This window comes from Streptomyces sp. NPDC007917 (assembly GCF_042959105.1).
Lineage (GTDB): Bacteria > Actinomycetota > Actinomycetes > Streptomycetales > Streptomycetaceae > Streptomyces.
In genome coordinates this window covers 147,976-166,664 of sequence record NZ_JBIBKK010000008.1, presented here as the reverse complement: position 1 = coordinate 166,664, position 18,689 = coordinate 147,976, and the positions used below count along the sequence as shown (strand labels likewise).

18 protein-coding genes and 1 riboswitch are annotated in these 18,689 nt (G+C 71.9%); of the genes, 8 read left to right on the top strand and 10 right to left on the bottom strand.

The window, feature by feature from the left end:
* Nucleotides 1-35: 35 nt before the first annotated feature.
* The 4 genes from groL to thrC form a co-directional block, all read right to left on the bottom strand.
* A complete protein-coding gene (gene groL / locus ACFZDL_RS17870; protein WP_353588647.1) occupies nucleotides 36-1,661 on the bottom strand; it encodes a chaperonin GroEL in 1,626 nt (541 codons plus the stop codon).
* A gap of 338 nt (nucleotides 1,662-1,999) precedes the next feature.
* Nucleotides 2,000-2,206, bottom strand: a complete 207-nt coding sequence (locus tag ACFZDL_RS17865) for a cold-shock protein (RefSeq protein WP_009716982.1) — start codon at nucleotides 2,204-2,206, stop codon at nucleotides 2,000-2,002.
* 444 nt (nucleotides 2,207-2,650) lie between these two features.
* Complete coding sequence (locus ACFZDL_RS17860) at nucleotides 2,651-2,929, bottom strand: MoaD/ThiS family protein (protein ID WP_319689322.1); 279 nt, start codon at nucleotides 2,927-2,929, stop codon at nucleotides 2,651-2,653.
* An 89-nt stretch (nucleotides 2,930-3,018) separates the two neighbouring features.
* Nucleotides 3,019-4,305: a threonine synthase gene (thrC, locus tag ACFZDL_RS17855; RefSeq protein ID WP_353588649.1), complete on the bottom strand. Its 1,287-nt coding sequence runs from the start codon at nucleotides 4,303-4,305 to the stop codon at nucleotides 3,019-3,021.
* A gap of 17 nt (nucleotides 4,306-4,322) precedes the next feature.
* Nucleotides 4,323-4,468, bottom strand: a riboswitch (SAM riboswitch).
* Nucleotides 4,469-4,638: 170 nt separating this feature from the next.
* Between thrC and ACFZDL_RS17850 the strand changes: the two genes are divergently transcribed.
* Nucleotides 4,639-5,613, top strand: a complete 975-nt coding sequence (locus ACFZDL_RS17850) for a glucosyl-3-phosphoglycerate synthase (protein ID WP_353588962.1) — start codon at nucleotides 4,639-4,641, stop codon at nucleotides 5,611-5,613.
* An 83-nt stretch (nucleotides 5,614-5,696) separates the two neighbouring features.
* The gene (locus ACFZDL_RS17845; protein WP_353588651.1) at nucleotides 5,697-7,157 is read left to right on the top strand and encodes a trehalose-6-phosphate synthase; all 1,461 of its coding nucleotides are present in this window, start codon (nucleotides 5,697-5,699) and stop codon (nucleotides 7,155-7,157) included.
* Nucleotides 7,158-7,191: 34 nt separating this feature from the next.
* On the opposite strand, the gene otsB is transcribed toward ACFZDL_RS17845, so the two are convergent.
* From otsB to ACFZDL_RS17830, 3 genes are all read right to left on the bottom strand, one after another.
* Nucleotides 7,192-8,034, bottom strand: coding sequence for a trehalose-phosphatase (gene otsB, locus ACFZDL_RS17840; RefSeq protein ID WP_353588653.1), 843 nt, complete (start codon nucleotides 8,032-8,034; stop codon nucleotides 7,192-7,194).
* Between the two features lie 54 nt (nucleotides 8,035-8,088).
* Complete coding sequence (locus ACFZDL_RS17835) at nucleotides 8,089-8,307, bottom strand: DUF3263 domain-containing protein (RefSeq protein ID WP_353588964.1); 219 nt, start codon at nucleotides 8,305-8,307, stop codon at nucleotides 8,089-8,091.
* A gap of 131 nt (nucleotides 8,308-8,438) precedes the next feature.
* The gene (locus ACFZDL_RS17830; protein ID WP_353588654.1) at nucleotides 8,439-9,719 is read right to left on the bottom strand and encodes an extracellular solute-binding protein; all 1,281 of its coding nucleotides are present in this window, start codon (nucleotides 9,717-9,719) and stop codon (nucleotides 8,439-8,441) included.
* Between the two features lie 211 nt (nucleotides 9,720-9,930).
* Here ACFZDL_RS17830 and ACFZDL_RS17825 point away from each other — a divergent pair, with 211 nt between their 5' ends.
* The 3 genes from ACFZDL_RS17825 (at nucleotide 9,931) to ACFZDL_RS17815 (ending at nucleotide 13,136) form a co-directional block, all read left to right on the top strand.
* A complete protein-coding gene (locus ACFZDL_RS17825; RefSeq protein WP_353588655.1) occupies nucleotides 9,931-10,863 on the top strand; it encodes an ROK family protein in 933 nt (310 codons plus the stop codon).
* The gene (gene nagA / locus ACFZDL_RS17820) at nucleotides 10,863-12,086 is read left to right on the top strand and encodes an N-acetylglucosamine-6-phosphate deacetylase (RefSeq protein ID WP_353588657.1); all 1,224 of its coding nucleotides are present in this window, start codon (nucleotides 10,863-10,865) and stop codon (nucleotides 12,084-12,086) included. The genes ACFZDL_RS17825 and nagA overlap by 1 nt, the downstream gene beginning before the upstream one ends.
* A 120-nt stretch (nucleotides 12,087-12,206) precedes the next feature.
* Nucleotides 12,207-13,136, top strand: coding sequence for a 1-phosphofructokinase family hexose kinase (locus ACFZDL_RS17815; protein WP_353588658.1), 930 nt, complete (start codon nucleotides 12,207-12,209; stop codon nucleotides 13,134-13,136).
* Between the two features lie 35 nt (nucleotides 13,137-13,171).
* On the opposite strand, the gene ACFZDL_RS17810 is transcribed toward ACFZDL_RS17815, so the two are convergent.
* Nucleotides 13,172-14,179, bottom strand: coding sequence for a CBM35 domain-containing protein (locus tag ACFZDL_RS17810; RefSeq protein ID WP_353588660.1), 1,008 nt, complete (start codon nucleotides 14,177-14,179; stop codon nucleotides 13,172-13,174).
* Between the two features lie 198 nt (nucleotides 14,180-14,377).
* Nucleotides 14,378-16,054 (bottom strand): diguanylate cyclase CdgB, encoded by a 1,677-nt coding sequence (gene cdgB / locus ACFZDL_RS17805; protein WP_353588662.1) that lies wholly within the window; start codon nucleotides 16,052-16,054, stop codon nucleotides 14,378-14,380.
* A 418-nt stretch (nucleotides 16,055-16,472) separates the two neighbouring features.
* Here cdgB and ACFZDL_RS17800 point away from each other — a divergent pair, with 418 nt between their 5' ends.
* Both ACFZDL_RS17800 and ACFZDL_RS17795 read left to right on the top strand, forming a co-directional pair.
* Nucleotides 16,473-16,973 carry a flavin reductase family protein gene (locus ACFZDL_RS17800; RefSeq protein WP_353588664.1) on the top strand — a complete coding sequence of 167 codons (501 nt, stop codon included), beginning with the start codon at nucleotides 16,473-16,475 and terminating at the stop codon, nucleotides 16,971-16,973.
* 75 nt (nucleotides 16,974-17,048) lie between these two features.
* Complete coding sequence (locus ACFZDL_RS17795; protein WP_353588666.1) at nucleotides 17,049-17,405, top strand: arsenate reductase family protein; 357 nt, start codon at nucleotides 17,049-17,051, stop codon at nucleotides 17,403-17,405.
* A 69-nt stretch (nucleotides 17,406-17,474) separates the two neighbouring features.
* Here ACFZDL_RS17795 and arfB read toward each other — a convergent pair whose 3' ends face one another.
* Nucleotides 17,475-17,903, bottom strand: coding sequence for an alternative ribosome rescue aminoacyl-tRNA hydrolase ArfB (gene arfB / locus ACFZDL_RS17790; protein ID WP_353588667.1), 429 nt, complete (start codon nucleotides 17,901-17,903; stop codon nucleotides 17,475-17,477).
* Between the two features lie 202 nt (nucleotides 17,904-18,105).
* Here arfB and ACFZDL_RS17785 point away from each other — a divergent pair, with 202 nt between their 5' ends.
* A complete protein-coding gene (locus tag ACFZDL_RS17785; protein WP_353588669.1) occupies nucleotides 18,106-18,681 on the top strand; it encodes a TerD family protein in 576 nt (191 codons plus the stop codon).
* Nucleotides 18,682-18,689: the final 8 nt, after the last annotated feature.

Sequence of the window (18,689 nt, the reverse complement as noted above, 5' to 3'; positions counted from 1 at the left end):
TTCCGGGCGGACAGCCGATCGACTCAAGGAGTCGATCAGAAGTCCATGTCACCGCCCGGCATGCCGCCCGGAGCGCCCGCCGCGGCGGCCTTCTCCGGCTTGTCGGCGATGACGGCCTCGGTGGTCAGGAACAGCGCGGCGATCGACGCGGCGTTCTGCAGCGCGGAGCGCGTGACCTTGGCCGGGTCGATGATGCCCTCGGCGATCAGGTCGACGTACTCGCCGGTCGCGGCGTTCAGGCCGTGGCCCGGGGTGAGGTTGCGGACCTTCTCCACCACGACGCCGCCCTCGAGGCCGGCGTTGACCGCGATCTGCTTGAGCGGGGCCTCGAGCGCCAGGCGCACGGCCTGGGCGCCGGTGGCCTCGTCGCCGTCCAGCTCCAGCTTCTCGAAGACCGAGACGGTCTGCAGCAGGGCCACGCCACCACCGGCGACGATGCCCTCCTCCACGGCGGCCTTGGCGTTGCGCACCGCGTCCTCGATGCGGTGCTTGCGCTCCTTGAGCTCGACCTCGGTGGCGGCACCGGCCTTGATGACGGCCACGCCGCCGGCCAGCTTGGCCAGGCGCTCCTGCAGCTTCTCGCGGTCGTAGTCCGAGTCCGAGGACTCGATCTCGGCGCGGATCTGGTTGACGCGGCCCTGCACCTGGTCGGTGTCGCCGGCGCCGTCCACGATGGTGGTCTCGTCCTTGGTGACGGTCACCTTGCGGGCACGGCCGAGCAGGTCGACGCCCGCGTTCTCCAGCTTGAGGCCGACCTCCTCGGAGATGACGGTGCCACCGGTGAGGATGGCGATGTCGCCGAGCATGGCCTTGCGGCGGTCACCGAAGCCCGGGGCCTTGACGGCGACGGACTTGAAGGTGCCACGGATCTTGTTGACGACCAGGGTCGCCAGGGCCTCGCCCTCGATGTCCTCGGCGATGATCAGCAGCGGCTTGCCCGACTGCATGACCTTCTCCAGCAGCGGGAGAAGGTCCTTCACGCTGCTGATCTTCGAGTTGACGATCAGGATGTACGGGTCGTCGAGCGACGCCTCCATACGCTCCATGTCGGTGGCGAAGTACGGGGAGATGTAGCCCTTGTCGAAGCGCATGCCCTCGGTGAGCTCGAGCTCGAGCCCGAAGGTCTGCGACTCCTCGACGGTGATGACACCTTCCTTGCCGACCTTGTCCATCGCCTCGGCGATGAGCTCGCCGATCTGGGTGTCGGCGGCGGAGATGGAGGCGGTGGAGGCGATCTGCTCCTTGGTCTCCACGTCCTTGGCCTGCTCGAGCAGCTGGGCGGAGACGGCCTCGACGGCCTTCTCGATGCCGCGCTTGAGGGCCATCGGGTTGGCGCCCGCGGCAACGTTCCGCAGGCCCTCCTTGACCAGCGCCTGGGCGAGGACGGTCGCGGTCGTCGTGCCGTCACCGGCGACGTCGTCCGTCTTCTTCGCGACCTCCTTGACCAGCTCGGCGCCGATCTTCTCGTACGCGTCCTCGAGCTCGATCTCCTTGGCGATGGACACACCATCGTTGGTGATCGTGGGGGCGCCCCACTTCTTCTCGAGGACGACGTTGCGACCCTTGGGGCCGAGGGTGACCTTGACGGCGTCGGCGAGCTGGTTCATCCCGCGCTCGAGGCCGCGCCGCGCCTCCTCGTCGAACGCGATGATCTTGGCCATGTGAAGTGGTCCTCCCAAGACGGGGTGGATTGCTCCGGACCGCGCCTGGCGCCCGCGACGGACGGTCTGCCTGCCCTGCGGTTCCTTGCCCCGCACGGCCGGACGGACCTCACCGACCCGATCCTTCTGTCACTCTCACTCTCAGAGTGCTAACGCCAATGATTAGCACTCGACCCCTGAGAGTGCAAGCGCCCGAAGGGCTACGAGAGAAGACTCGCTGGTCATGGAGGTGGAACGAGCTGCGGCGGTGATCGTCTGCGGCCACGTCAAAGGGCCCGCTCCCCCTGGGGGTACGGGCCCTCTGAACAGTCCAGTCAGCTGCTTCGCGTCGGCGCGCTTCAGCCAACAGCCACGCGGACCATGTCCGCCTGCGGCCCCTTCTGACCCTGCGAGATCTCGAACTCGACCCGCTGGCCTTCCTCGAGGGTGCGGTAACCGTCCATCTGGATCGCGCTGTAGTGGACGAACACGTCCGCACCACCGTCGACCGCGATGAAGCCGTACCCCTTCTCCGCGTTGAACCACTTGACGGTGCCCTGAGCCATTCCTAACTCCCCTATTGCTGGCCCTTGCGCAGGACCGCACTCCGCGGACCCGGGTCAGACCTCACCCCCCGAGTCGAGGGGGGTGTGCGCCGGAACGCGTCGACCGCCGCTGAATGTATCTGTCCCACTGCCCTGTGCAACAGGTCAATCGGACGAGAATTCTGGCGACGGTCGAACGGTAATAAGCGGCGAATTCCAGCGAATCCGGGGCAAGCCGGGCCGGACATAGGGGATCAACCCGGCAATTCGCGCGCACACCTTGCGCACAAGTTGACGAGTTCTCATATGTGGTCGGCGCGGGGCCGACAGGAGGAGAACGGTTTAACTGTATCGCGGTTCCACACACGGAATCGCCCCGTCCGTTTCTATCAGGACGGGGCGATTCCGTTTAACCCGGGGTCGCGGATTCCGTTTAACCCGGGGTCAGCGCGGGTGATGACCGGCTCAGCAGCCGCCCGCGACCGCCGGAATGATCGAGACACCGGCGCCGTCCGGGGTCGCCGTCTCCAGGCCCTCCGCGAAGCGCACGTCGTCGTCGTTGACGTAGACGTTCACGAAACGGCGCAGCTTGCCGGTGTCGTCCAGGACGCGGGCCGCGATGCCCTGGTGGTTGCGGTCGAGGTCGGCCAGGACCTCGGCAAGGGTCGCCCCTTCGGCGCTGACCTCGGCCTGCCCGCCGGTGTAGGTGCGCAGGATGGTGGGGATCCGGACATTGACGCTCATGAGGGTTTCACCTTCTGTCGGAAGTGCTGCGGGAAGCGAGGGCGAATTCGAGGGGCGAATTCAAGCCAGCTGGTGTGAGCCGGGCCGGTTCAGGCCAGACCAGCCTCGCGGAACGCGTCGAGACTCGGGCGGATCACCGCCGTGGGCCCACTCGTCGGGGCGACCGCGTCGAGTGTCTTGAGGCCGTCTCCGGTGTTGAGCACGACGGTGGTGAGGGCGGGGTCCAGCACCCCGTTCTCGAGGAGCTTCTTCGTCACGCCCAGGGTCACCCCGCCCGCGGTCTCCGCGAAGATCCCCTCCGTACGGGCCAGCAGCTTGATCGCGTCGACGACCTGCTCGTCGTTCACGTCCTCCACCGCCCCGCCCGTACGGCGCGCGATGTCCAGCACATACGGCCCGTCCGCCGGGTTGCCGATCGCCAGCGACTTGGCGATGGTGTTCGGCTTCTGCGGCCGCACCACGTCATGGCCGGCCTTGAAGGCGGTGGAGACCGGGGAGCAGCCCTCGGCCTGGGCGCCGAAGATCTTGTACGGCTTGTCCTCGACCAGGCCGAGCGCGATGAGCTCCTTCAGCCCCTTGTCGATCTTGGTGAGCTGCGAACCGGACGCGATCGGGATGACGAGCTGGTCCGGCAGCCGCCAGCCGAGCTGTTCACAGATCTCGTACGCGAGGGTCTTGGACCCCTCCGCGTAGTACGGGCGCAGGTTGACGTTGACAAAGCCCCAGCCCTCGCCCGCCGGGTCGCCGATCAGCTCGCTGCAGAAGCGGTTGACGTCGTCGTACGTGCCCTCGATGGCGACCAGCTCACCGCCGTAGACCGCGGCCATGACGACCTTGCCCTGCTCCAGGTCGTGCGGGATGAAGGTGCACGAGCGCAGCCCGGCGCGGGCGGCCGCGGCGCCGACCGCGCCCGCGAGGTTGCCGGTGGAGGAGCAGGAGAGAGTGGTGAAGCCGAAGGCGCGGGCGGCCTCGACGGCCTGGGCGACCACGCGGTCCTTGAAGGAGTGCGTCGGGTTCCCGGAGTCGTCCTTGATGTGCAGCTCGCCGGTCACACCCAGCTCGCGGGCCAGGTTGTCGGCCTTCACCAGCTTGGTGAAGCCGGGGTTCAGATTGGGCTTGTCGGCCACGTCCGCCGGGACGGGCAGCAGCGGGGCGTAGCGCCAGATGTTGTTCGGCCCGGCCTCGATCCGCTTGCGCAGCCCCTCGGGGTCGCCGGTCGGCAGGTCGTACGCGACTTCGAGCGGTCCGAAACACTCCGCACAGGCGAAGATGGGGCCGAGGGGGAAGCGCTCACCGCACTCGCGACAGGACAGGGCGACGGCGGGGCCGAGCGAGACGGAAGAGGTGGTCGAGCTTTCAACAGCTTGCACAGCCATGGAGGCGAGGCCCTTTCTCCTCATCTTCCTCACGGCGCGTCTCGCCGCGAGCCGGAATTGGCACCTTCCCAAGCCGGGGCCCCGCTTCGGTGAAGAATCAGGACCGGCTGGAGGGTTGCCGGGGCTTCAACGGGCCGGATCCCTCTGCCCCTCTGGATGAGCGGTATGACGTCGGGCTGCCCCGGCGTGTTTGTCGCACCGGGACCCCCGATACAGGGCGGTCACGTGCGCTGTTCAAGACTGTAACCGAAGACCCGGATGGTTAAGACAGTCGTCCGAAGCGCGAGATGGATCACAGCTGACGTGTGCGGAGCACAACAGGGAGGCATGGCCGTGCTGGAAGAGGTGGAACGCTGGCTGGAGGAGCGGTCCTGGTCCGCCGACGACCGTCCGCTCGACCGGCTGCTGGCCGCCAAGCGCGCCACGGGCCGGACCGTGAGCGTCGTGCTGCCCGCCCTCAACGAGGAGGCGACGGTCGGCGAGATCGCCGCGACCATACGCCGTGAGCTGATGGGCCAGGCCGCGCCGCTGGTCGACGAGCTGGTGGTGGTGGACTCCGGGTCCACCGACCGCACCTCCGAGGTCGCCGCGGCGGCCGGGGCGAGGGTCGTGCACCGCGACTCCCTGCTGCCCGAGCTGCCGGCGCTGCCCGGCAAGGGCGAGGTGCTGTGGCGCTCGCTGCTGGCGACCAGCGGCGACATCATCTGCTTCATAGACGCCGACCTGCGGGAATTCGACGCCCGCTTCGTCTCCGGGGTCGTCGGCCCGCTGCTGACCGACCCGGACGTGCACCTGGTGAAGGGGATGTACGACCGGCCGCTCGGCCCCGGGCTCGGCGCACCCGCCTCCGGCGGGGCGGCCGGCCAGGGCGGGCGGGTCACCGAGCTGGTCGCCCGGCCGCTGCTCAATCTGCACTGGCCGCGGCTGGCCGGTTTCGTCCAGCCGCTCGGCGGCGAGTACGCGGCGCGCCGCTCGCTGCTCGAGCGGCTGCCCTTCCCCGTCGGATACGGGGTGGAGCTCGCCATTCTGATCGATTCGCTGCACACGGTCGGGCTCGACGGGCTCGCCCAGGTGGACCTCGGGGTGCGCAAACACCGCCACCAGGACCCGCAGGCGCTCGGCCGGATGGCAGCCACGATCTACCGCACGGCCCAGCTTCGGCTGGCCCGCGGGCATCTGGTGCGGCCGCGGCTGACCCAGTTCGACCGGGGCGAGGCCGGTTTCGTGGCGCGGACGAGCGATGTGGACACGGAGGAGCGGCCGCCGATGATCGAGATCCCGGAGTACGCGGAGCGGTGGGCGGCGTGACGCCCGGCCGCCCCGGTGCCGCTGTCCGGGGCAAGAGACCGTACACACGTTTGCGCGACTCGTGAGGTGGCTAGGTACGCGACATGGCCTCTGAGCACAGCGCTGCACAGGTCCTGGTCGCGTCCAACCGCGGCCCGGTCTCGTACACCCTGCGGGAGGACGGTTCGCTCGACGCCAGGCGCGGCGGCGGCGGGCTGGTCTCCGGTCTCAGTGCGATAGGGCCGGACGCCGGGGCCGTATGGGTCTGCGCGGCGCTCGGCGACGGCGACCGCGAGGCGGCCCGGCGCGCCGGGACCGGGCATCTGGACGCCGGCGACACCGGCGGGCAGCTGGTGCGGATGCTCGACATCGCGCCGGAGGTCTTCGACGCCGCGTACAACGGCATCGCGAACTCGGTGCTGTGGTTCGTCCACCACCTGCTCTACCAGACGCCGCTGGAGCCGGTCTTCGGCGCGGAGTTCCGCGCCCAGTGGGACGCCTACCAGGCGTACAACGCGGCCTTCGCGGACGCCCTCGCCCAGGAGGCCGCCGACGGCGCCGCCGTGCTGGTCCAGGACTACCACCTGGCGCTGGTGCCGGGGCTGCTCCGCGAGCGCCGGCCCGACCTGCGGATCGGCCACTTCTCGCACACCCCCTGGGCGCCCCCGGACTACTACCGGCTGCTGCCGGACGATGTGGCGGCGGGCGTGCTGCGCGGCATCCTCGGCGGTGACCGCGCCGCGTTCCTCACCGAGCGCTGGGCCCTGGCCTTCGCCGACTGCGCCGCGGCCGTGCTCGGCGCGGAGGTGGTGCGGGACGGCGCGCGGCTGTCCGTGCGCCTGGACGGGCGCGAGACCCGGCTGGGCGTGCACGGCCTGGGAGCGGACGCGGACTTCCTGCGGAAGCGGTCGCGGGCCGCGGACGTCGACGAGCGGCTGGCCGCCCTGCGCGAGCAGATCGGCCCCGGGCGCAGGACCGTCGTGCGGGTGGACCGCACCGAGCTGTCCAAGAACATCGTCCGCGGGCTGCTGGCCTACCGGCGGCTGCTGGAGACCCGCCCCGAGTGGCGGGGGCGCGTGGTGCACGTGGCCTTCGCCTACCCCTCCCGCCAGGACCTGGCCGTCTACCGCGACTACACGGAGCAGGTGCGGCGGGTCGCCGACGGGATCAACGCCGAGTACGGCACGGAGGGCTGGCAGCCGGTCGCCCTCCATGTGAAGGACGACTTCGCGCGCTCGCTCGCCGCCTACCGGCTGGCGGACGTGGCCCTGGTCAACCCGATCCGGGACGGGATGAACCTGGTCGCCAAGGAGGTGCCGGTGGTCTCCGAGCGGGGCTGCGCGCTGGTGCTGTCGCGGGAGGCCGGGGCGTACGCGGAGCTGGGCGACGACGCGCTGGTGGTCAACCCGTACGACATCGAGGCGACGGCGCGGGCGCTGCACGAGGCGCTGTCGATGGGGGACGGCGAGCGGGCGGAGCGTACGAAGCGGCTGGCGACCGCCGCGACCGCGCTGCCGCCCGCGCAGTGGTTCCTGGCGCAGCTGCGGGCGCTGACGGAGGGCTGACGCCCGCGCCCGAAGCCCACGGCTCGCGGCGGTCTCAGTCCCCGACCGCCTCGGCCAGGGCCGTCAGCAGGTCCACGATCCCCGCCGGGCCGTCGACCACCAGGTCGGCCCGCCGGGCCAGCTCGGTGACCTCGGTGGAGCCGCTGCACACCAGCAGCCCGGGCACCCCCCGCGCCCTGAGCTGTTCCACCGCCGCGAACGCGGCCAGGTCGCCCAGGTCGTCGCCCCCGTAGAGCACCGCCGAGGCCCCGGTCTCCCGTACGTACTCGGTGAGGGCGACGCCCTTGTCCATGCCCGGCGGGCGCAGTTCGAGCACCAGACGGCCGGGCTCGACGATCAGCCCGTGCCGCTCGGCGAGGAGGCGCAGCGGCTCGCGCAGCGCCTCGAAGGCGCCCTGCGGATCGGCGGCGCGGCGGGTGTGGACGGCGACGGCGCGCCCCTTCTCCTCCACGGTGGCGCCGCGCGCTTCGCCGACCGCGGCGGTCACGTCCGGGAGTTCGGCCCGGGCCGCCGCGACGCCCGGGTGCGGGGGCGGGGCGATGACCTCACCGCCGGCGGCGTCCCAGCGCTCGGCGCCGTAGTGGCCGAGGACCACCAGGTGGTCGAGGCCGGCGGGCCCGGCGAAGCCGCCGTACTCCACGGCGAGGGCGGCCGGACGGCCGGTGATCACCGCGACGGAGCGCAGCCGCGGGGCGAGCCGGGAGAGCGCGGGCGCGGCGCCGGGGTGGGCGCGCGCCTGGTCGGGGTCGGGGACGATGGGGGCGAGGGTGCCGTCGAAGTCGAGGGCGACGACGGACTCGCCGGGCCGCTGGAGGATCGCCGCGAGGCCGTCACGGCCGGCCGCTGTCGTGGGTACGGGAAGAGGGTGGCTGCCCATGCGGCCGACCCTATCGCCGCGGGGGCCGTCGGGGTGGGGTTGTGGGCGGTCCGGTCAGCGGCGCCCGCGCCGCGCCTCGCGCAGCCGGCGCAGGCGGTTGACGGTCACCGGGTCGTGGGCGAGGGCGCGGGGGTCGTCGAGGAGGGCGTTCAGGAGCTGGTAGTAGCGGGTCGGCGAGATGCCGAGCTGTTCGCGTATCGCGCGCTCCTTGGCGCCGGGCCCCGGCCAGCCACGCCGCTCCACGGCGAGCACGGCCCGGTCCCGCTCGGACAGCCCGGCCGCGCCGCCGGGGGGCCCGGCCGTCCCGTCGGAGGTCCCGGCCGCGCCGCCGGGGGTCCCGGCCGCGTGGTCCTCCGCGTCCCTGTCCCCCGCCTCGCCGTGCCGGTCCTGCTCGCCGTGCATCGCTAGCCCTTCGCGGTCTCCAGCGCGTCGGCCTGGCGCTGGATCTCACTGAGCACGCCCGCCGGGTCGCCGCCCTTGGCGACCGTCGAACCGAGCTTTTTCTTCAGGTCCGACTGGACCGACGCCCACGACGTCTTGTCCACCGGGTAGAACTGCGCCGTCCCCAGCTCGTCGAGGAACTTCCACAGCCGCTTGTACTTGCGGTCCCCGCGCATCGTCTCGGAGGCCTTGGTGGTCACCGGCAGCAGGTCGTACTGGGTGGTGAAGTCGAGCACGTTCTTCTCGGTGTAGAGGAAGTCCAGGAAGAGCCCGGCCTGCCGGCGGTTGCCGTTCTGCTTGAAGGCCATGACCCAGTCGGCGACGCCCATGGTGGCCCTGGACTTCCCGGTGCGGCCGGGCAGCGGCGCGGTGCCGTACTCGATGCCGTGGCCGTCCGCCTGCTGCATCAGGGTCGGGTGGCCGTTGAGCATGCCGACCTCGCCGCGCGTGAAGGCGTCGAAAATGTCCTGGCGGTTGGTGCGGCCCGGGTCGTCGGGGCCGGTGAGGCCCTCGCCGACCAGCTCGTCGCGCAGCCACTCGAGGGTCTTGATGTTCTGGGTCGAGTCGATGGTGTAGCTGCCGTTGCTGTCGGTGTAGCCGCCACCGCCGCCGAGCATCCACATCATGGCCTCGCCCTGCGACTCCTCGGGGCCGAGCGGCAGGCCGTAGGGGATCTTCACGCCGATCGACTTGAGCTTGGTCGCGGCGTCCTTCAGCTCGGCCCAGGTCTCCGGGACCGAGGCGACGCCGGCCTCGTCGAACAGCTTCTTGTTGTAGAAGAACAGCCGGGCGCTGGAGACGAAGGGCAGCCCGTACTGCACCCGCTTGACCTCGCCCGCCTGCACGATCGACTCGATGAACCCGGCCTGGGTGGGGATGGAGAGCATCTGGTCGGCGCGGTAGAGCTTGCCCGCGGCGGCGAAGTCGGCGTACGCGCCGATCTGCGCGATGTCCGGGGCCTCGCCGCGCTTGACCATGTCGGCGACGCTCTTGTCGATCTCGGTCCAGCTCAGGATCGTGACGTCGACCTTGATGTTCTCGTGCTGGGCCTCGAACTCCCTGGCCAGGTTGTCCCAGTACTTCTGGGAGCTGTTGGCCGCGCTGTCGCCGTAGTCGGCCGCCACCACCTTCAGGGTGACCTCGCCCGAGCCCGGGCTCTCGTTCCCACACGCGGTCAGCGCGGGCGATATCGCCGCCGTCACGGCCCCCGCCGCCGTCAGACCCAAGAACCGCCGACGCTGCACTGCTCTTCCCCACCCTCGTGGATTGACTGTCCTCCTGGCTGGTCCCAGGAGGGTCGAGCGAGTCTGCCCCGCATACCTCCACAGGGTCTACACCATACGGATATCGCTTCGGTATCGAACTTCATCTTTACGCGGACAACCGGAGCCTAGTCGACCGCGCGAACGGCGAGTGGACTAGACCTCTTACGGGGGATCGCGCGAGACTGTCCCCGTGAAACACGTCATCGCCCTCGATGTGGGCGGCACCGGCATGAAGGCCGCCCTCGTGGGGGCGGACGGCGCGCTCCTCCATGAGGACAGACGGCCCACGGGCCGGGAGCGCGGACCGGAAGCCGTCGTCGCCACGATCCTCGACTTCGCCGCCGAGCTGCGCGCCATCGGCGAGCGGCGCTACGGCGTCCCCGCCGCCGGGGCCGGGGTCGGCGTGCCCGGGGTCCTCGACGAGGACCGCGGCATCGCCGTCTTCGCCGCCAATCTCGGCTGGCGCGATGTGCCGCTGCGCGCCCTGCTGGCCGAACGGCTCGCCGGGACACCGGTCGCGCTGGCCCACGACGTACGCATGGGCGGGCTGGCCGAAGGACGGATAGGAGCGGGCGAAGGGGCCGACCGCTTCCTGTTCGTCTCGGTGGGCACCGGCATCGCGGGGGCCATCGGCATCCACGGACGCGTCGACCCCGGGGCCAACGGCTCCTCGGGCGAGATCGGCCACATCGTCGTCCGGCCGGGCGGCCCGGCGTGCGGATGCGGACAGCACGGCTGTCTGGAGACGCTGGCCTCCGCCGCCGCGGTGGGCCGCGCCTGGGCGCGGGCGAGCGGCGACCCGGACGCCGACGCCGCGGACTGCGCCAAGGCCGTCGAGTCCGGCGATCCGCGGGCGGTCGCGGTGTGGCAGGAGGCCGTGGGCGCGCTCGCCGACGGCCTGGTCACCGGGGTCACCCTGCTGGACCCCGGGGTGCTGATCGTCGGCGGGGGTCTGGCCGAGGCCGGGGAGACCCTGTTCGCGCCGCTGCGCACGGCGGTCGAGGAACGGATCACGTTCCAGAAGCTGCCCTCTATCGTCCCGGCGGCCCTCGGGGACACCGCCGGATGCCTGGGCGCGGGCCTGCTCGCCTGGGATCTACTCGCCACGGAGGTAAGCGCCTGATGGTCGGACGAACGGCTCCCACGGCTCGAACGGTTCTCACGGGCGCCCGCGTGGCGCTGCCGACCGGTGTCGTCGAGGACGGGCGGGTGACGGTCGAGGGCCGGCACATCGTCGAGGCGGGCGCGGGCGCGACGGCGGACGGCGGGACGGCGGCCGGCGGCGCGCAAGGCGGCCACGGCGCCGAGACCGCGCTCGATCTGACCGGCCACTGGATCGTCCCCGGCTTCGTCGACATGCATGTGCACGGCGGCGGGGGCGCGTCCTTCTCGGCCGGCACCCCCGAGGAAGCCCTCACCGTCGTCCATACGCACCGCCGCCACGGCACCACCACCCTGCTCGCCTCCACCGTCACCGGCGGCCTCGACGACCTCGCCCGGCAGGCCGCGGCGCTCTCCGAACTGGTCGAGCAGGGCGAGCTGGCCGGCGTGCACTTCGAGGGCCCCTTCATCTCCCCGCACCGCTGCGGCGCCCACCAGCCGTCGCTGCTGCGCCACCCGGACCCCGCCGACGTGCGCAAGCTGGTCGACGCCGCACACGGCACCGCGAAGATGATGACCCTGGCGCCCGAGCTCCCCGGCGGCCTGGACTCCGTACGACTGCTGGCCGACAGCGGCGTCATCGCGGCCGTCGGCCACACCGACGCGGCGTACGAGGCGGCGCTCGAGGCCGTCGAGGCGGGCGCGACCGTGGCGACCCACCTGTTCAACGCGATGCCGCCGCTGCTGCACCGCGAGCCGGGCCCGGTGGCCGCCCTGCTGGAGGACGAGCGGGTCACCGTCGAGCTGATCAACGACGGCACCCATCTGCACCCCGCCGCGCTGCGCCTCGCCTTCAGCCGCGCGGGCGCCGACCGGGTCGCCTTCATCACCGACGCCATGGGCGCGGCCGGCATGAGCGACGGGGTCTATCCGCTGGGCCCGATGGAGGTCGAGGTCACCGACGGGGTCGCGCGGATCAGCAGCGGCCCGACGGCCGGTTCGATCGCGGGCTCGACCCTGACCCTCGACCGCGCCTTCGCCCGGGCCGTGACCCTCGACGGGCTGAGCGTGCCCGAGGCCGTGCGGGCGCTGTCCGCCACCCCCGCGAGGGTCCTGGGCCTCGACGACCGGGTGGGCTCGCTGGAAGCGGGCAAGGACGCCGATCTGGTCGTGCTGGGCGAGGACTTCACGGTGGTGGGCGTGATGCGCCGGGGCGAGTGGGTGATCGATCCCGAAGTGGGCTGATTCGACACCTCGGTTGGGCGGGCCGGCCCCGGTGGGGGGCTGGGCCCGCCGCCGCCGTTTTGGCATGATCCTTCACAGCCGCACACACGCGGGAAGAACCGTGAAGAAGGGGATGCCAGGGTGATCCTGACGGTCACGCTCAACACCGCCCTGGACATCACCTACCAGGTGCCGCGGCTGCGCGCCCACACCACCCACCGCGTCACCGAGGTCACCGAGCGGCCCGGCGGCAAGGGCCTCAACGTCGCCCGGGTGCTGGCCGCCCTCGGCCACCGCACCGTCGTCACGGGCTTCGCCGGGGGCGTGACGGGGACGGTCCTGCGCGAACGGCTCGCCGAGCTCGGCGGCGGGGTGACGGACGCCCTGGTGCCGATCGCCGGTACGACCCGGCGCACCGTCGGCGTCGTCGACGCCGGCTCGGGCGACGCCACCCAGCTCAACGAGCCGGGCCCGATCGTCACCACGCCCGAGTGGGCCGCGTTCCTGAGCGCGTACGCCGAGCTGCTGCGCGAGGCGTCCGCGGTCGCGCTGTGCGGCAGCCTGCCGCCGGGCGTCCCCGTGGGGACGTACGCACGGCTCATCCGGGAGGCGCGCGCGGCGGGCGTGCCCGCACTGCTGGACACCAGCGGCGAACCGCTGCGCCGCGGCGTCGCCGCCCGCCCCGACATCGTCAAGCCGAACGCCGATGAGCTCGCCGGGCTCACCGGCTTCACCGAGCCGCTGCGCGCCGCACGCGACGCCCGGCGGCGCGGGGCGCGCGCGGTGGCCGCCTCGCTCGGCGCGGACGGCATGCTCGCGGTCACCGCCGAGGGCACCTGGCGGGCCGCCCCGCCGCGCCGCCTGGCGGGCAATCCGACGGGGGCGGGGGACTCCGCGGTGGCCGGACTGCTGTCCGGCCTGGTGGAGGGCGTCCCGTGGCCGCAGCGGCTGGCGCGCGCGGTGGCCCTGTCGGCGGCGGCGGTACGGGCCCCGGCGGCGGGCGAGTTCGACCGCGCCACCTACGAGGAGCTGCTGGGGCGGATCGAGGTCACCGAGGGCCCGGCGGCCTGAGCGGCCGCCGGGCCCCGCGCCGGACGGCGGCGCCGTCAGCCGTTCTTACCGGTGAGCCACAGCTGGTCGAGGATGACGTCGCACTTGTCGCCGGCCTCACAGGACACCTTGACGGTGTTGGCTCCCTCGTTGAGGTTGACGAGGGACCAGGTGCTCGTCCAGCTCTTCTCCCAGTCGCCCTTCTTCGCCGGGACGAAGGCCTCCATGTTCATCGGCCGGGTCGACCGCTCCCCGTTGACGGTGAGCGAGAGCGACTGGTCCTCGGCGGGCACGCTGTACCGCGCGTACACCCGGTACTGGCCCGCCTTGGCGACGTCCACGTTCCAGGTCACGGACGCGCCGGGGGCGTTCAGCCCGCCGACGTACTTACCGCCCTCGGCCTTGGCGCCGGGAATGTCCGTCGCGGGGGCGGCGGTGCCGTCCAGGCGCAGGCCCCATGCGTCCTCGCTGGGCAGCTCGGACGGATCCTTGGAGGCCCCGGAGGTCTTGCTGGGCTCGACACTCGCGGGCGCCGTGGGCGCGTTGGTCGGGTCGGCCTTGTCGTCCTTGTTGTCGTCGCCGTTCGTGATCATCGCGACGCCGATGCCGACCACGACCACGGCGACGACGGCGAGCGCGCCGATGAGCAGCCCCTTGTTGTTGGGGCCACGGCCGCGGCCGCCGCGCGAGGGCGCCGGCTGGCGGGGGCCGCCGCCGGGCAGGGTCTCGGGGGCGGCGTAGTGGGCGTTCTGCTGCCCGTAGCCCTGCTGCTGGCCCTGGCCGCCGTACGTCTGCTGGTTCGGGATCTGCTGGGTCTGCTGCTGGTACTGCTGCTGGGGCTGCTGCCCGTAGGTGCGCTCGCCGACCGCGCGGACGTGGTTGTACGAGGTGCGGGGGACCCCTGGCTGGCGCGGGGCGGCCGGGCCCGGGTAGCCGTAGCCGCCGGCCCGGGGGGCGGAGCCCGACTGGTCCGCCTGGCCGTTCTGGCCGCCGTCCGAGCGGTACAGATAGGCGAACGGGTCGTCATTCTCCGGCGTGTCCGAGCCGTTGTTGCCGGCCGTCATCCCTCTCGTCACTCCCCTGTGCATATGGCCAACGGCGCTCAGGTGCGTATGCGCCATGACAGCTCATATCAGGGCCGGGAAGGCCGCAACAGGGCATGCACTGTCCGGATGGCCAATATTCATGATCGATTCACCCTCGGCGGCAGTGCCGCATCGGGGCAGCCTACCGTGCCGAGGGCGACGCCCGTCCGTGGAGGCTCATCCGGCGCGGCGGCGGTCCTTGGCACGCGACCGCTTCTCGATGTACATCCGCTGGTCAGCCGAGTGCAGCACTTCCTCGGCCGTCATTCCGCAACTGGCCCAGCCGATACCGAAGCTGGCCCCGACCCGGACGGCCCGGCCGTCGACCCGGATCGGCGGGGTGATCGCGTTGCGCAGCCGGACGGCCAGGTCCTTGGCGTCGGCCCGGCCGAGGCCGTCCGCGAGGACCACGAACTCGTCGCCGCCGAGCCGGGCCACGGTGTCCCCCTCCCGCACCCCGGCGGCCAGCCGGCGGGCGACCTCGATGAGGACGGCGTCGCCCGCGTGGTGGCCGAACCGGTCGTTGATGGACTTGAAGCCGTCCAGGTCGCAGAAGAGAACGGCCAGCCCCTTGTGGCCGTCGTCGATGTCGTCGTCCTCCCGCGGCGCGATGGTGTGCACATGGGGCTCGTACGGGATGGAGCCGCCCGGCCGGTCGAACGCGCCCGGTCCGCCGAAGACCCCCGGCCCCTCGAACTCGTCGTAGCCGAGGGAGAGCCCGCCCTCCCCGGCGACGCCGGCCTCGGACCCCGACTCCCCGGGGCGCGGCGGCTTGTCGCACAGCCTGCTGCCGAGGCGGGCGCGCAGCTCGGCGCTGTTGGGCAGGCCGGTCAGCGAGTCATGGCTGGCGCGGTGGGCCAGTTGCAGCTCGTTCTGTTTGCGCTCCTCGATGTCCTCGACGTGGGTGAGCAGGAAGCGCGGGCCGTCGGCCGCGTCGGCGACCACGGAGTTGCGCAGGCTCACCCAGACGTAGCTGCCGTCCCGGCGGGCCAGCCGCAGCTCGGAGCGGCCGCCCTCGGCGGAGGTGCGCAGCAGGGTGCCGATGTCCTCGCGGTGGACCAGGTCGGAGAAGGAGTAGCGGCGCAGCGCGGAGGCCGGGCGGCCCAGCAGCCGGCACAGCGCGTCGTTGGCGCGCAGCAGCCGCCCGTGCTGATCGCCGCCCATCTCGGCGATCGCCATGCCGCTCGGCGCGTACTCGAAGGCCTGCCGGAAGCTCTCCTCGCTGGCGCGCAGGGCCTGCTGTTCCTGTTCCAGGCGCAGCAGCGCGCGCTGCATGTTGGCGCGCAGCCGGGCGTTGCCGATCGCGGTCGCGGCGTGGAAGGCGTACATCTGCAGGGCCTCGCGCCCCCATGCGCCGGGGCGGCGGCCATTGCGCGGCCGGTCGACGGATATGACGCCGATCAGCTCGCCGCCCGCGCCGCCCGCCGTGTACATCGGGGCGAACAGGCGGTCCATGGGATGCCATGCGTCGGGGAAGCCGGGCACGGGCCCGGGGGTGTGCCACTGCGGAATGTCGTCGCCGTCGAGCACCCACCCCTCGCTGTACGGGACGAAGTGCAGGGCGCCCCAGCGGTCGCCCATGGACAGCCGGCGCTCCCAGGCGGCGCGCGAGCCGACCCGGCCGGCCATCAGGGCCTCCGCCCCGGCGTCGCCCCCGACGGCCGCGACGACCAGATCGCCGTCCGGGCGGACCAGATTGACGGCCGAGAACTCGTAGCCGAGCCCGGCGACCACCCCGTCGGCCACGGTCTGCACGGTGTCGGCGAAGCTGCGGGCGGTGTTCAGATCGGCGATCACCTGGTGCAACAGCCGCAGGTTCGCAAGGCGGATGTACGACTCCGGCTCGGCCTCCATCGCTCTCTACTCCCCCGAGACCCTCGACAGCAACTTCTGGCTTCTTGTCGTCCTTCTTGTCGTCCGACTTGTCGTCCGATTGCCATGGCCACTGAATCACAGCGAGCTGCCCACTCGGTACACAGGGTCAACAATTACCGGCTGGTGTGAGTCATGTCACAGACAGTGTTCAAGCCTTGGAGACAGGCGTGGGAGCGCTCCTGTTTTTTGTGAATGCAAATCCTCAAACACCGTTCGGCCACTCATCCGAAGGCCGTGGACTGCCGCCCACGGCGTACGGCGGGTACGGCCCGCGACCTAGGACCGGTCTGGTCCCGGGGCCCGATGCGGGGCCCGCCGGGTCCGCGTTAGCGTTCATTACGTGCCGCACCCATCGAGTTCCGCCCCCGCGCAGCCCGCCATCCCCCATGCTGGTGGGGTGAGTGAGGACGAGTTCCGCGCCGCCCTGTCCCGACTCTCCACGGGCGTGGTACTGGTGACCGCCCACGACCCGGACGAGGGGCCGCGCGGCGAGGACGTCGGCATGACGGCCACCGCGTTTATGTCGGTGTCACTTGACCCGCCGCTTGTGATGGTGAGCGTTCGCAACGGCTCGCGGATGGACGACCTACTGGCCCGACAGCCCCTCTGGGCGGTATCGGTCCTGTCGGAAAGCCAGCGCCACATAGCGGGGCGATTCGCCATGAAGGGCCGCATCAGCGACAGACTGCTGTTCGAGGACATCCCCTACACGCGCGGTGAGGTCAGCGGCGCACCCCTCGTCGGCGGAGCGCTCGCGGTCGTCGAGAGCCGTACCGAGCAGCGGGTGACGGCGGGCGACCACACGCTGGTGGTGGGCCGGGTGCTGGCGGTGGGGACCCCGAGCGCGGACGGCGGCCCGCTGATGTACTTCCGGAGCCGCTACCGCACGCTGGGCTGACGCCCTCAGCGCCCGGTGCGGGCCCCTACCGGCTCCCTGTGGACGGCGCCCGCGGCTCGGGTAGCGTCCGGCCCCATGGAAATCTGGATCAACCCCGCCTGCTCCAAGTGCAGCTCCGCGCTGACCCTGCTGGACGCCGAGGGCGCCCAGTACACCGTGCGCCGCTATCTGGAAGCGCCGCCGACCGCCCAGGAGATCGAGGACGTCCTGCGCCGCCTCGGCCTGGAGCCCTGGGACATCACCCGCACCGGCGAGCCCGTCGCTGCCGAGCTGGGCCTGGCCGACTGGCCGCGCGAGGAGTCCGCCCGCGCCCGGTGGATCGAGGCACTGGCCGCCCACCCGATCCTGATCCAGCGGCCGATCATCACGGCGGACGACGGCACGGCGGTGGTGGGCCGCACCCCGGACGCGGTCCGCTCCGTCCTCCCGTAAGCCGACCGGACCCCGCCTGGCCCAGTCCAGCCCTGGCACTGCCTGGCCCCAGTCCAGCCCTGGCACTGCCTAGCCCCAGTCCCGCCCGGACCGCCCGCGCTTGGTCTCGCCGCGCTGCTTCTTCTCGCGCAGCCGCCGTTCGTTGATACCGCGTGGAATACGGGTCGGACGGCGCGGCTTGGGCGGCGGCGCGGTCGCCTCGGCCAGCAGCGACGCGAGCCGGACCGCCGCCGTCTCGCGGTTGCGCCACTGCGAGCGGTGCTCGGAGGCCCGTACGGTCACCACCCCGGCGACCAGCCGCCCCGCCAGCCGCTCCAGCGCGCGCTGCTTCCACACCGGCGGGAGCGCGTCGGTCGCGGCCAGGTCGAAGCGCAGCTCGACCTGGCTGTCGCTGGTGTTGACATGCTGCCCGCCCGGCCCGGACGACCTCGAGAAACGCCATATGAGCTCGGCCTCCGGCAGGGAGACCGAGCCACGGATGACATAGGGCCCGGACATGCCCCCAATGATCCCGCGCCGCCGCGGTACCGTCACCTGCTTTTGTCCGCGCCGGTGCGAGCGCGCACCACTCGGCGCTAAGGCTTGGCAAAGAAGGTAAAGGAACCTGGAACCGGTGGGCGGCTGACCGCGTTGAGGTGGGTGACGGTAGCTTCGTCCGGAGTACGAAGCCCCGAGGACTCGACCACGAAAGGGACTCCCCATGGCTGTAAGCCTGTCCAAGGGCGGCAACGTCTCGCTCACCAAGGAGGCACCGGGCCTGACCGCCGTCACGGTGGGCCTCGGCTGGGACGTCCGCACCACCACCGGCACCGACTTCGACCTGGACGCGAGCGCCATCGCCGTGAACCCGAGCGGCAAGGTCTACTCGGACCAGCACTTCGTCTTCTTCAACAACAAGGCCACCCCGGACCAGTCCATCGTCCACACCGGTGACAACCTCACCGGCCAGGGCGAGGGCGACGACGAGCAGATCAACGTCAACCTCGCGGCCCTGCCCGCCGACGTCGAGAAGATCGTCTTCCCGGTCTCCATCTACGACGCCGAGTCCCGCAGCCAGAACTTCGGCCAGGTGCGGAACGCGTTCATCCGCATCATCAACCAGGCCGGCGGCACCGAGATCGCCCGCTACGACCTCAGCGAGGACGCGGCCACCGAGACCGCCATGGTCTTCGGCGAGCTCTACCGCCACGGCGCGGAGTGGAAGTTCCGCGCCGTCGGCCAGGGCTACGCCGCGGGCCTGTCGGGCATCGCCAAGGACTTCGGCGTCAACGTCTGACGGACTTG